The 13,021-nt window shown below is 68.4% G+C and carries 11 protein-coding genes; 4 read left to right on the forward strand and 7 right to left on the reverse strand.

All coding sequences use genetic code 11. The annotated features are described in order from the left end of the window. Positions 1 to 78: 78 nt before the first annotated feature. The 7 genes from pcaC to pvdP all read right to left on the reverse strand — a co-directional run bounded on the left by pcaC (position 79) and on the right by pvdP (position 7,538). Entirely contained in the window at positions 79 to 474 is a 396-nt protein-coding gene (gene pcaC, locus SZ55_RS00010) for a 4-carboxymuconolactone decarboxylase (RefSeq protein ID WP_044399336.1), read from the reverse strand. A 95-nt stretch (positions 475 to 569) separates the two neighbouring features. Then, positions 570 to 1,358 carry a 3-oxoadipate enol-lactonase gene (gene pcaD, locus SZ55_RS00015; RefSeq protein ID WP_044399340.1) on the reverse strand — a complete coding sequence of 263 codons (789 nt, stop codon included), beginning with the start codon at positions 1,356 to 1,358 and terminating at the stop codon, positions 570 to 572. A 9-nt stretch (positions 1,359 to 1,367) separates the two neighbouring features. Continuing rightward, a complete protein-coding gene (locus SZ55_RS00020; RefSeq protein ID WP_044399343.1) occupies positions 1,368 to 2,720 on the reverse strand; it encodes a 3-carboxy-cis,cis-muconate cycloisomerase in 1,353 nt (450 codons plus the stop codon). 145 nt (positions 2,721 to 2,865) lie between these two features. Beyond that, positions 2,866 to 4,083, reverse strand: a complete 1,218-nt coding sequence (gene pcaF, locus SZ55_RS00025) for a 3-oxoadipyl-CoA thiolase (RefSeq protein WP_044399347.1) — start codon at positions 4,081 to 4,083, stop codon at positions 2,866 to 2,868. Continuing rightward, positions 4,080 to 4,865: a CoA-transferase subunit beta gene (locus tag SZ55_RS00030; protein WP_044399351.1), complete on the reverse strand. Its 786-nt coding sequence runs from the start codon at positions 4,863 to 4,865 to the stop codon at positions 4,080 to 4,082. The genes pcaF and SZ55_RS00030 overlap by 4 nt, the downstream gene beginning before the upstream one ends. Beyond that, positions 4,865 to 5,713: a CoA transferase subunit A gene (locus SZ55_RS00035; protein WP_044399355.1), complete on the reverse strand. Its 849-nt coding sequence runs from the start codon at positions 5,711 to 5,713 to the stop codon at positions 4,865 to 4,867. The genes SZ55_RS00030 and SZ55_RS00035 overlap by 1 nt, the downstream gene beginning before the upstream one ends. Before the next feature lie 190 nt (positions 5,714 to 5,903). Further along, positions 5,904 to 7,538 (reverse strand): pyoverdine maturation tyrosinase PvdP, encoded by a 1,635-nt coding sequence (gene pvdP / locus SZ55_RS00040; RefSeq protein WP_044399358.1) that lies wholly within the window; start codon positions 7,536 to 7,538, stop codon positions 5,904 to 5,906. Between the two features lie 461 nt (positions 7,539 to 7,999). Here pvdP and SZ55_RS27210 point away from each other — a divergent pair, with 461 nt between their 5' ends. The 4 genes from SZ55_RS27210 to pvdO all read left to right on the forward strand — a co-directional run bounded on the left by SZ55_RS27210 (position 8,000) and on the right by pvdO (position 12,900). Continuing rightward, positions 8,000 to 9,127, forward strand: coding sequence for an IS481 family transposase (locus SZ55_RS27210; RefSeq protein WP_044405495.1), 1,128 nt, complete (start codon positions 8,000 to 8,002; stop codon positions 9,125 to 9,127). Positions 9,128 to 9,379: 252 nt separating this feature from the next. Next, entirely contained in the window at positions 9,380 to 10,735 is a 1,356-nt protein-coding gene (pvdM, locus tag SZ55_RS00050; protein WP_044399365.1) for a pyoverdine-tailoring dipeptidase-like protein PvdM, read from the forward strand. After that, entirely contained in the window at positions 10,732 to 12,021 is a 1,290-nt protein-coding gene (pvdN, locus tag SZ55_RS00055) for a pyoverdine-tailoring periplasmic protein PvdN (RefSeq protein ID WP_044399368.1), read from the forward strand. The genes pvdM and pvdN overlap by 4 nt, the downstream gene beginning before the upstream one ends. A gap of 24 nt (positions 12,022 to 12,045) precedes the next feature. Further along, complete coding sequence (pvdO, locus tag SZ55_RS00060; protein ID WP_044399371.1) at positions 12,046 to 12,900, forward strand: dihydropyoverdine dehydrogenase; 855 nt, start codon at positions 12,046 to 12,048, stop codon at positions 12,898 to 12,900. Positions 12,901 to 13,021 lie beyond the last annotated feature (121 nt).

Below are 13,021 nucleotides of genomic sequence, written 5' to 3' on the forward strand. Positions count from 1 at the left end.
GGCAGGACATGACAGTGGCGTGAACCCGAGCCTGCCCGGCCGCAGGCTCTGGAGCCTGGGCCGGGAGTCGCTCGGCGATCAGGGGTGCAGCGACTCGACCCCCAGTTCATCCCACACGGCTTCGGCCAGGTGGAAGGTGGCGTTGGCGGCGGGGATGCCGCAGTAGATGGCGCTCTGCATGATCACTTCCTTGATCTCGTCGCGGGTGACGCCGTTGTTCTTCGCGGCGCGCAGGTGCAGCTTCAGCTCGCCCTCGCGGTTCATGCCGATGAGCATGGCGATGGTCACCAGGCTACGGGTGTGGCGCGGCAGGCCCGGGCGGGTCCAGATGTCGCCCCAGGCGTGGCGGGTGATCATTTCCTGGAACTCTTCGTTGAAGGGCGTGAGGTTCTGCAGGCTGCGGTCGACATGGGCGTCGCCCAGTACGGCGCGGCGGACCTGCATGCCGGCTTCGTAGCGTTCTTTTTCGTCCATCGATGAGGGCCTCGAACAGGGTCGCGGAAAGGCGACGCGGCATCCGCGTCGGGAAAGCGGTAGCCCGGGCTTCAGCCCGGGGTGATCCGGCGCGCTCAGGCGCTGAGGAAGGCCAGCACGCGCTGGCTGAAGGCCTCACCGGCCTGCACGTTGGACAGGTGGGCGGCCGGGAACTCGACGAGTTCGGCGCCGGCGATGTGCGCCTGCATGAAGCGGCCGTGCTCCGGGGTGGTGACCGGGTCGCCGCTGCCGCAGACCACCAGGGTCGGCGCCTGGATGACAGCTAGCTGCTCGCGGAAGTCGGCGTCGCGCACAGCGGCGCAGTTGGCGGCGTAGCCCTGGGGCGAGGTGCGCGCCAGCATGCCGACGATGGCCTCGACCTTCTCCGGCTGCGCCTTGGCGAAGTCCGGGGTGAACCAGCGGGAAATGGAGGCGTCGCGCAGATCGGCCATGGCCTGGGCCCCGCCCGCCAGCACGGCGTCGATGCGCGGGTTCCACACCTCGGGGGTGCCGATCTTGGCGGCGGTGTTACACAGCACCAGGCGCTGGATGCGCTCGGGGGCATTGATGGCCAGCCACTGGCCGATCAGCCCGCCCATGGACAGGCCGCAGAAATGCGCCTTGGGAATGTCCAGGGCATCCAGCAGGGCCAGCACGTCGCGGCCGAGCTGATCGATGCGATAGGGGCCTTCGCTGACCAGGGACTGGCCATGGCCTCGGGTGTCGTAGCGCAGCACCCGGAAGTGCCGGGTGAAGGCCGGGACCTGGGCGTCCCACATGTGCAGGTCGGTGCCCAGGGAGTTGGACAGCACCAGCACCGGCGCTCCGGCCGGGCCTTCGAGGAGGTAGTTCAGGTCGCCATCGGCGAGACGTACGGCAGGCATGGAAAACTCCTAGCGCGGGAAAGTGGTGTGTTCAGCGAGGGCACGGTCCACCCAGCGGCGGGCCTGCCCGAGGTAATGGGCGGGGTCGAGCAGGCGGTCCAGCTCGGCGGCGGACAGCTCGGCGGTGACCTCGGCGCAGGCACCGAGCACGGCGCGCAGGTGGGCGCCCTCCTTCACCGCCTGGCGGCAGCACTGCTCCACCCGATTGTGGGCGGCATCGCGGCCGATGCGCTGGGCCAGGGCGATGCTCACCGCCTCGGCCAGCACCAGGCCCTGGGTTAGGTCGAGGTTGCGGCGCATGCGCGCGGCGTCCACCTCCAGGCCGGGCACCAGCAGCAGCGCGTGCTGCAGGGCACCGGACACCAGGCAGCAGAGCTCCGGCAGGCTTTCCCATTCGGCGTGCCAGAGGCCGAGGCTGCGCTCGTGCTCCTGGGGCATGGCGGCGAACAGGGTGGCCACCAGGCCCGGTGCACGGGTGGCGGCGCCGATGAGCACGGCGGCGCTCACCGGGTTGCGCTTGTGGGGCATGGTCGAGGAGCCGCCCTTGCCGGGCGCGGCGGGCTCGAAGAGTTCGCCGGCCTCGGTCTGCATCAGCAGGCTGAGGTCGCGCCCCAGCTTGCCCAGGGTGCCGGCGACCAGGCCCAGCAGGCTGGCGAACTCCACCAGGCGGTCACGCTGGGTGTGCCAGGGCTGGTCCGGCAGGTTCAGCGACAGCTCGACGGCCAGCGCTTCGGCCACCGGCCAGGCCTGTTCGCCGAGGGCGGCGAGGCTGCCGGAGGCGCCACCGAACTGCAGGCACAGCAGGCGCGGCTTGAGTTCCGCCAGGCGCTGGCGATGGCGGGTGACGGCGCCCAGCAGGCCGGCGAGCTTCATGCCGAGGGTCACCGGGGTGGCCTGCTGCAGCCAGGTGCGGCCGGCCAGCGGGGTGTCGGCGTGGCGCTCGGCCTGCTCGGCAAGGGCGTCGCCCAGGGCCGCGAGGTCGGCTTCGATCAGGCCGATGGCAGCACGCAGTTGCAGCACCAGGCCGCTGTCCATGGCGTCCTGGCTGGTGGCGCCCAGATGCACATAGCGCTCGGCCTCCGGGCTGGCCGCTGCGATGCGCTTGCCCAGGGCCTTGACCAGGGGGATGGCGGAGTTGCCGGCGGTGGCGATGGCCTGGGCCAGGGCGGAGAAGTCGTAGAAATCGGCCCGGCAGGCGGCTTCGATGGGTGCGACGGCCTCTCGGGGGATCAGCCCCACGCGGGCCTCGGCACGGGCCAGGGCGGCCTCGAAGTCGAGCATGCCCTGCACCCGGCCCTGGTCGCAGAAGATCGCGCGCATGGCCGGGGCGGTGAAGTAGGCGTCGAAGAGTTGGTTGCTCAAGGCGACCTCGTTGCAGCGGTTGGGGGTGGGCCTAGGTTGGCAGGGCGATGGGAGTGAATCCAGTCTGTCGAGTGGGCTTCAGTTGGGCCTCAGCCCACTCGACCGTGCTGGGTCGCAGTCGTGGTGGGCTGAAGCCCACCCTGCGTCACTTCGCCTGCTGGACGCGCTCGATGGCCAGGGCTAGGCCCTGCCCTACCCCTACGCACATGGTGGCCAGGCCGCGCTTGCCGCCGGACTTCTCCAGCTGGTGCAAGGCGGTCTGTACCAGGCGCGCGCCGCTGGCACCCAGGGGGTGGCCGAGGGCGATGGCACCGCCGTTGGGGTTGACCTTCTCGCTGTCGTCGAGGAGGCCCAGCTCGCGCATCACGGCCAGCCCCTGGGCGGCGAAGGCTTCGTTGAGTTCGATGACGTCGAACTGGTCGATGCCCAGGTTCAGGCGCTCCAGCAGCTTGCGCACCGCCGGCACCGGGCCGATGCCCATGACCCGTGGCGCGACGCCGGCACTGGCCATGCCGAGCACCTTGGCGCGCGGGGTGAGGCCGTGCTTCTTCACCGCCTCGGCGGAGGCCAGGATCAGCGCCACCGCGCCGTCGTTGACGCCCGAGGCGTTGCCGGCGGTGACGGTCTTGCCTTCGCCGTTGACCGGTTTCAGCTTGGCGAGGGCTTCCAGGGTGGTGTCCGGGCGCAGGTGCTCGTCGGCATCGACCACGGTGTCGCCCTTCCTGCCCTTGATCACCACCGGGACGATCTCCTCGGCGAAGAAGCCTTCGGCCTGGGCGCGGCCGGCGCGCTGCTGGCTGCGCAGGGCGAACAGGTCCTGGTCGGCGCGGGATACCTGGTAGTCGTCGGCGACGTTGTCGGCGGTCTGCGGCATGGCGTCGACGCCGTACTGGGCCTTCATCAGCGGGTTGATGAAGCGCCAGCCGATGGTGGTGTCCTCGATCTTCTGGGTGCGGCCGAAGGCGCTGTCGGCCTTGCCCATCACGTAGGGCGCGCGGGACATGGATTCGACGCCGCCCGCCAGGGCCAGCTCCATTTCACCCGAGGCGATGGCGCGGAAGGCGGTGCCCACCGCATCCATGCCCGAGGCGCAGAGGCGGTTGAGGGTGACGCCGGGAATGCTTTCCGGCAGGCCGGCCAGCAGCAGCGCCATGCGCGCGACGTTGCGGTTGTCCTCGCCGGCCTGGTTGGCGCAACCGAGGAAGACTTCGTCGACCTCGCTCCAGCGCACCTGGGGGTTGCGCTCGATCAGGGCCTTGAGCGGGATGGCCGCCAGGTCGTCGGCGCGAACGGGGGCCAGGGCGCCGCCGAAGCGGCCGATGGGCGTGCGCACGGCATCGCAGATGAAGACGTCACGGCTCATTCCTCACCCCCTTGCTGGCCGTGGGCGGCCGCGGTGCGGGCTTCCAGGGCACGCAGGGCGCTCAGCTCCACCTCGTTGGGGGCGGCGGTCTCGGCCACCTGGTCGGCGAAGCGGATGGCCCAGCCGGTGTTGGCCACCACCTGCTCGCGGGTCACGCCCGGGTGCAGCGAGGTGACGATGAATTCGTGGGTGCCGGCTTCCGGCTCCATGATGCAGAGGTCGGTGATGATGGCCACCGGCCCCTTGCCGGGCAGGCCGAGCTGCTGGCGATGGTCGCCGCCTTCGCCGTGGCCCACGGAGGTGATGAAGGCCAGCTTGTCGACGAAGGTGCGGTGGGACTGCTTGAGGATGATCAGCACCTCCTTGGCGGAACCGGCGATCTCCGGCGCGCCGCCGGCACCCGGCAGGCGCACCTTGGGGGTGTGGTAGTCGCCGATCACGGTGGTGTTGATGTTGCCGAAGCGGTCCACCTGGGCAGCGCCGAGGAAGCCGACGTCGATGCGCCCGCCCTGCAGCCAGTAGCGGAAGATCTCGCCGGTGGGGACCACGGTGTCAGCGGTCTCGGCCAGCTCGCCGTCACCGATGGACAGCGGCAGCACGCTCGGCTTGGCGCCGATGGGGCCGGATTCGTAGATCAGGACCACGTCCGGGGACGAGGTCAGGCGCGCCAGGTTGGCGGCCTTGGACGGCAGGCCGATGCCGACGAAGCAGACGGCGCCGTTCTTCAGGCGACGGGCAGCCGCCACGGTCATCATTTCGTTGGTGCTGTACTGGGCGCTCATCACTTGGCCTCCGCAAGCTTCTGCTGGAACTGGGCGAAATCCTTGGTGCCTCGGATGTATTCGTCGATCCAGGCGGTGAAGGTGTCGCGGTCGCGGGCGATGGGGTCCCAGGCCTGGTAGAAGCGGTTGTCGCGCTCGTAGTAGCCGTGGGCGTAGGACGGGCTGGCGCCGCCGGGGACGTGGCACACCGCGGTCAGTGCCCAGGTGGGCAGCACGCAGGCGTTCATCGGCGCGTCGAGGTCATCGACGATCTCTTCCACGGTAACGATGCAGCGCTTGGCCGCCAGGGCCGCTTCCTTCTGCACACCGAGGATGCCCCAGAGCAGCACGTTGCCCTTGCGGTCGGCCTTCTGCGCGTGGATCACGGTGACGTCCGGGCGCACGGACGGCACGGCGGCGAGCGTCTCGCCGGTGAAGGGGCAGTCGATGAAGCGGATGTTCGGGTTGACCTTCGGCAGGTCGGAACCGGCATAGGCACGCAGTACGGCGAACGGCAAACCGGAAGCACCGGCCACGTAGGCGTTGGCCATGTCGGCGTGGCTGTGCTCGTCGAGTTCCAGGGCGTTGGGCCACTGTTTCTCCACTGCGTCACGCAGGCGGTGCAGGGAGCCCACGCCGGGGTTGCCACCCCAGGAGAAGGTCAGCTTGCGGGCGCAACCGGCGCCGATCAGCAGGTCGTAGACCAGGTCCGGGGTCATGCGCACCAGGTGCAGGTCTTTCTTGCCCTGGCGGATGATCTCGTGGGAGGCGGCGGTGGGAATCAGGTGGGTGAAGCCTTCGAGGGCTACCTTGTCGCCGTCGTTGATGAAACGCTCGACGGCCTCGCGGAGGGAAATGATTTCAGCCATGGTCGATCTCGTGTTGTTGTCCAGGGCGGCCTGGCGGCGCGCCCGTGGCGACACCCGGTGAAGCCACGGGCGGCGGGCCCGGGCCGGGGTCGGCTGGGGAGCAAGGTACCCCCCGCCTCCGGGTGTAACAATCCGATAATCGACTATTCGTTCGATAATCGAACGAATCCAGTATTCACCCTCTCCGGGGCTAGCGGCCCTCCTCGCGACGCTTGAGGTGGCGCGCATACCAGGGACGCCGGGGCGTTCGTGGCAGCAGCCGGCTGACCAGGTCGTCCTCGCCGAAGGTGATGCGCAGGGCCAGTTTCATGGCCTCCACCTCCAGTTCACCGGCGCCGCCGCCGGCATCGTCCAGCCCGCCGCAGCCATGGGTCAGCGCGCCCAGCCAGGGGTCGCCCACCTCCACCCAGCGCCCCGGCGCGAACCAGCGCACGCCCTGGACCTCGCGCACCACCACCTCGCCGGGGTGGGCGCGCTCGTGGGCGCGGTACCAGTCCTCGATGCGGTCGTCGATCCAGCCGTGGAAGCGCCAGAACACCGGGTTGACGTGGGATGAGAACGGGTCGCCGAGGTAGTCGTTGTCGACGCGGAACCAGCGGGCGCCGTAGTCCACCTGGTCGCGGTCGCCGGGCAACGGCATGCCGTTGGACGGGTCGCGGGTGACGGTGGCCCAGCGCATGTGCAGCCAGTCGTGGATGTTCAGTTCCATCTCCGAGCCCAGTTGGGCGAGGGTCAGGCGCGCGAGGTAGTCCGGGTCCTGGTACTGCGACTCCCAGACCTGGAAGTTGCTGTAGAAGGCCTGGGCGGACTTGATGTCGTGCAGCCACTGGCCCAGCTCGTCGTCGTCCCAGGCGAACCAGGCCGGCGGCACGGCGTTGCCGTCGTGGTTCTCCTGGTAACGGATGAAGCCGATGCGGTCGTGCTCCAGGTACGGGCACGGCAACGGCAGCCGGCTCCAGTTGGGCAGGCCCGGCTGCAGGCGGCGCGCCTTGGCCAGCATGTGCCGGTGCATGAAGAGAAAGTCCTCGCCAGAGCCGTTGAGGTGCTTGCGCCGGCCCCGTGCGCCGCGCTCGGCATCCCGTGGGCCGGGTTGCCAGCCGGCACCGCGCAGGGCATCGCGGCGACGGTCGTCGAGGCGGTGCCACTTGTCGCGGGTGGCGTGCCAGAGCTGGTGGAACAGGCGGTGCTCGGGGGACACCAGCCACTGCAGCAGCGCCGGCTCCAGGGGCGTCACCTGCCGCGCCTCGGGAAAGGCGCGCTTGCGGGCGACGAAGCGGCTGTCCGGCTCGGGCAGCGCCAGGGGCCGGTCGACGCGGCGGATGCGCCCACTCAGGCTGGCGTCACCGGCCTGGGCCCAGTTGCCCCAGACCTCGTCCAGCACGGCCTCCAGTTCATGGCTGGGGGCCGACTCGCCGACCGGGACCAGACGCCAGCGGATGCGCTTGCCGTCCTGGTCCACCACCTCGCCGAGCACCCGGTAGCGGGGTTCACCCGTGCCCCGCAGCGCAGCGCCCTGGTCGATGCAACCGCGCAGGGCCCGGCCGGTGGGGCCGATGTCCAGCAGCATCTCCACGCCCTCGCGGGGCAGCCCGTCCAGGCCGCCATCGAGGCCGTCGAAACGCAGGTCCCAGATACCGCGCAACTGGGTGGCCAGGCGCACCCCGCCCCAATCGGCGGCGTCCACCGTGGCCTCCCCCGGGGTTTCCACCTGGTCCGGTTCGAGGGTTTCGTCGTAATCCGGCTCACGCCGCGCGTACCACACCGCCGGTACTGCTGCGCCGGCCACCGCCAGCGCCCCCATGAACCCACGTCTGGAAAACCTCATCGCTACATCGCATCCGTGTCAGCCACGCCTATCACGCTAGAACGAGGCGATGGAGGGCAAATTTACCGCCACGCCTCCTCGGCATTCCGGGTCGCCATGCAGACCGCCTTCATCCCTGAGAGGAGAGGGCCTCGATTCCGAAGCACACGCAAAAGTGCCCGTCTGGCTCAAGCGGTGACGCGGGGGAAACGCCCCTTCAGAAGGCCGAGCGGAGTCATCGTGGAAGGGGCTGAGCGACATGGATGTCGCGAAAGCGCTGCCGGGCCATGGATGGCCTGTCAGCGCGGGCCCCTGGAACGATGATGGAGCGAGGGGAGTTCCGCGAAGCGGAACCCGTATGCAGGGGCAAGCCCTTTTGGCTCCTTTTGGGGCGACTGCTGTACGGACCGGAGACATAGCTGACAGGTGTGCGGAGACATGGTTGACACTTTCCGGCAAGCCAGCCTTGCCGGGTAACGACCATGCCTTGGAACACGAGAGACGCTATGAGCCTAAAAGCAGAGTTCATTGCCCTGGCGCTTCTTCCCGACAGCAACCGAAGGGAGCTGTGCCGTCGTTTCAACATCAGCCCGCAAACAGCCTACAAATGGCTAAAGCGATATGTCGCGGAAGGTGCTGCGGGTTTACAGGAGCAATCCCGGCGACCGCGCAGTAGCCCTCGGCAAGCGYCTGCAGAGATCGAGGCGCAAGTGGTGGCCCTTCGACGAGCACATCCAGCCTGGGGTGGGCGCAAGATCAGTCATGCTCTGGGCTGTTGTGTTGCGCCCAGTACGGTGACGAACATCCTGCATCGCAACAATTTGGTCGAATCGCCTGCATCGGAAGCGAAGAAGCCCTGGCAGCGCTTTGAGCACGAAGCGCCTAACGACCTTTGGCAAATGGACTTCAAAGGGCACTTCCAAACCCACCAAGGCCAATGCCATCCCCTGACGCTGATCGACGACCACTCTCGTTTCAGCCTCGCCATTCAGGCGTGTGCCAATGAGAGACGACAGACAGTTCAGGAACGCCTGATAGAAGTGTTCAGGCGATACGGCTTGCCAGAGAGAATCAACACCGACAATGGCGCGCCTTGGGGCTCCCCGCGTAACCCTGGCGAGCTTTCGGAGCTTGGTGTCTGGTTGGTCAGCCTGGGAATTCGACTGAGCTTCAGCCGTCCCTACCATCCGCAAACCAATGGCAAGGATGAGCGTTTCCATCGATCCCTCAAACTGGAAGTTCTCAAGGGTCGGCATTTCCATGATCTGGCTGAAGCCCAATCAGCCTTTGATCGCTGGCGGGAGATCTACAACCAGCAGCGTCCGCATGAGGCCCTGTCTTACCAGGTTCCTATCAACCGCTATCGGACGAGCCCCTGGAAGTATCCCGAACAACCAACAGAGTTCGAGTACGGTCTGGATGATGTGCTGGCGAAGGTCTACCACAGCCGTTTCCGCTTCAGAAAACGCTACTTCCGCATTGCCAAGGGATTGGCTGGGAAAGTGATAGCAATACGTCCGCACTCGGATGCCGAACATTTGTTCGATGTGTACTTCTGCCACCAACTACTTCGGACCATTGACCTGAATGACCCTGAGTGCAGTCCATAATGCGTCAACCATGTCCCCGTACATGTGTCCACCATGTCTCCGGTCCGTACAGGGCGACTGCCAAAAGGGGCTCGCCCGGGAGGGCGAAACAGGAGACACCCGCAAAACTCGGTAATCAACCTGACTTCAACTCCCCCGGCTGCCCCGATGAATCAGTTTTACCAGCTCTAAATTTCCCCACCCTGCCCTCGTTCTTCCGACACGGGCACCCACCCCGGGTGCGCTCGGCATCAACCCCTGGCAACGAACGGGATGGCAATGAACACGACCCGCAAGGCCCTCTACCTGATCGCCCTGGCGATCCTCCTGGCGCTGGTCGCGGCAGCGACCTGGCACTTCTTCCTGCGGCAGGCCCCGACCTACCCCCGGGACGTGATGCAGCACGCGGAGGAACTGCAGGAGCGTATCCTCTCCTTCGACAGCCACATCACCGTGCCCACCGATTTCGGCACCGAAGGCAACGAGGCGGACAAGGACGGCGAAGGCCAGTTCGACCTGGTCAAGGCCGGGCGCGGGCGTCTCTCCGGTGCGGCGCTGACCATCTTCGGCTGGCCGGAAATCTGGAACGGTCCCAACGCCCCCCATCGCCCCACCGCTGCCTTCGTCGACGAGGCGCGCCACCAGCAGGAGCTGCGCTACAGGATCATCAGCGGCCTGGTGCGCGACTTCCCCAACCAGGTCGGCATCGCCTACAGCCCGGAGGACTTCCGCCGCCTGCACGGCGAAGGCAAGTTCGCCATCGTCATCAGCTTGCTCAACGCCTACCCCCTGGGCGAGGACCTGAACGCGCTGGACGCCTGGCACGCTCGCGGCATGCGCCTGTTCGGCTTCAGCTACGTCGGCAACAACGCCTGGGCCGACTCCTCGCGCCCGCTGCCCTTCTTCAACGACACCGCCGATGCCCTCGGCGGGCTCTCGCCGCTCGGCGAGCAGGCGGTGAAGCGGCTCAACGACCTGGGCGTGGTGATCGACGTGTCGCAGATGTCCACCCTGGCCCTGGAAGACGTCGCCCGCCTCAGCCGCGCCCCCATCGTCGCCTCGCATTCGGCGCCCCGCGCGCTGGTGGACATTCCGCGCAACCTCAGCGACGCGGAGATGCAGCGGATCAAGGCAAGCGGCGGGGTGATCCAGGTGGTGGGCTTCCCCGCCTACCTCAAGCCCCTCTCGCAACCGACCCTGGACAAGCTCAACGCCCTGCGCGCGCGCTTCGACCTGCAGCCGCTCAACGGCCTGGCCAACGCGCTGATGCCGGGTGACCCGGTCATCGCCATCTGGCCGGAACAACGCTTCGGCGAATACGCCAGCGCGCTCTACGCCATCCTCGAGGAGGAGCCCCGCGCCAGCGTCAAGGAGCTGGTGGACGCCATCGACTACACCGTGCGCAAGGTCGGCATCGACCACGTGGGCATCGCCAGCGACTTCAACGACGGCGGCGGCGTCGAGGGCTGGATGAACGTCGGCGAGTCGCGCAACGTGACGGCCGAGCTGATCCAGCGCGGCTACTCCGACGCCGACATCGCCAAGCTCTGGGGCGGCAACTTCCTGCGGGTGTGGGGCGAGGTACAGCGTCTGGCCGCGCCGGCCAGCGCCGGGGAGGTGCGCCCATGAGCGACCGCCGCACCTTCCTCAAGCAGGCCGGCCTGCTGGCCGCCGCCCTGCCCCTGGGCTCCGCCTTCGCCGGCAACGCCCAGGCCGCCCCATCGCCGAACCGCCCCGCCACGGACAAGTGGCTGGCCCTGCGCGAGCAGTTCGACCTCGATCCGGACTACCTGCACTTCTGCACCTTCCTCCTGGCCTCCCACCCGCGCGTGGTACGCGAGGCCATCGCCCACTTCCGCGCCCGGCTGGATGCCAACCCCGGCGAGGTGCTGGACTGGGACCGCGAGGAACTCTGGGGCTATGAAGACGAGGTCCGCGCCTGGGCCGGCCGCTACTTCGGCGTGCAGCCCGCGCAGGTGGCCCTCACCGGCAGCACCACCGACGGCCTGGCGATGATCTACGGCGGCCTGCAGGTGGCGCCCGGCAAGGAGATCCTCGTCAGCGCCCACGAGCACTACTCCACCAACACCCGCCTGGAGTACCGCGAGCGCCTCATGGGCACGCCGGTGCGGCGCGTCACCCTGTTCAAGGACCCACACCTGGCCACCGTGGACGAGATGCTCCACAACATCCGCCAGGCGATCCGCCCCGAGACCCGCGTACTGGGCATGACCTGGGTGCAGTCCGGCAGCGGCGTGAAGCTGCCGGCGCGCGAAGTCGGCCAACTGGTGAAGGAACTCAACCAGGGCCGCGACGAAGCGGACCGCCTCCTCTACGTGGTGGACGGCGTGCACGGCTTCGGCGTCGAGGACCTGAACTTCGCCGATTTCAACTGCGACTACTTCATCGCCGGCACCCACAAATGGCTGTTCGGCCCCCGTGGCACCGGCGTGATCATCGCCCGCGACCCGCAACCCCAGGCCCACCTGGTGCCCAGCACGCCGACCTTCACCAAGGGCGAGACCTTCGGCACCCTGATGACCCCCGGTGGCTACCACGCCTTCGACCACCGCCTGGCGGTGGGCTCGGCCTTCGAGCTGCACCTGCAACTGGGCAAGGCCGACGTCCAGGCGCGCATCCACCAGCTCAACGACTACCTCAAGGCGCGCCTGGCCGAGTACCCCAAAGTGCAGCTGGTCACGCCGCGCAGCCGCGAGCTGTCCTCGGGCTTCACCTTCTTCCGCGTCGAGGGCCGCGACTGCGACGCCGTCGCCCGCTACCTGCTGGAGCGCAAGGTGATCAGTGACGCCGTGGACCGCGACGTCGGCCCCGTGGTGCGCCTGGCCCCCAGCCTGCTCAACGACGAAGCGCAGATCGACCGGGTGATGGCCCTCCTCGCCCCCCAGCTCGCCTGACCCATTCCCTTCGAGAGAATCGCCATGCCTGCAACCCAACCCCTGGCCCTGGTGGTCGCCCTGCTCGTCAGCGCACCGGCCCTGGCCGCCGACGCCAAGCAACCCGGCAGCCTGTTCAAGGACTGCAAAAACTGCCCCGAGATGGTGGTGCTGCCTGCCGGCAGCTTCACCATGGGCACCCCGGGGAACGAAGTGGGCCGCCAGCCCGACGAGGGCCCGCTGCACACCGTGACCTTCGCCAGGCCCTTCGCCATCAGCAAGTTCCAGGTGCTGGCCCGCGAATGGGACGCCTACATGAAGGAAGCCCGCATCACCCTCCCCGACGGCGACGACCGCCCCGGCCGCCGCTGCACCAACGGCAAGCCCAGCTACCCCCAGGGCCCGGACCAGCCCGCCGTGTGCATGGACCATGACGAGGCCCGTGCCTACGTCGCCTGGCTGTCGAAGAAGACCGGCAAGCACTACCGCCTGCTCAGCGAAGCCGAACGCGAGTACGCCGCCCGCGCCGGCAGCGAAGGCCCGTTCCCCTTCCCCTTCGACGAAGGCAAGGACTACAGCATCGCCCAGCACGCCAACACCTACGGCGCCGCCGACGGCTTCAACTACACCTCCCCGGCCGGCAGCTTCCCGGCCAACGCCTTCGGCGTCTACGACATGCACGGCAACGTCTACGAATGGGTGGCGGACTGCCTGCACGACAGCTACGTCGGCGCCCCCAGCGATGGCAGCGCGTGGGAGGAAGCCAACTGCGAGTACCGCCACATCCGCGGCAACGACTACAGCGAGCCGCCGATCTTCTCCCGCTCGGGCAACCGCAACTACCGCGAGCCCTACGTGCGCGGCGACTGGCTGGGGCTGCGAGTGGCGCGGGAACTGTGAACCGCACTGCCCACGCCGTCACCGGCGGCTAAATCAGGCGCCTTGCGGCGCGTCTACTCCATGAGGTCGCGCCGCCCGGAACACGCCACGGTCGCGGGTCGCCCGACCCGCCTTCCCGTGC

It is taken from the genome of Pseudomonas sp. FeS53a (assembly GCF_000931385.1).
Lineage (GTDB): Bacteria > Pseudomonadota > Gammaproteobacteria > Pseudomonadales > Pseudomonadaceae > Metapseudomonas > Metapseudomonas otitidis.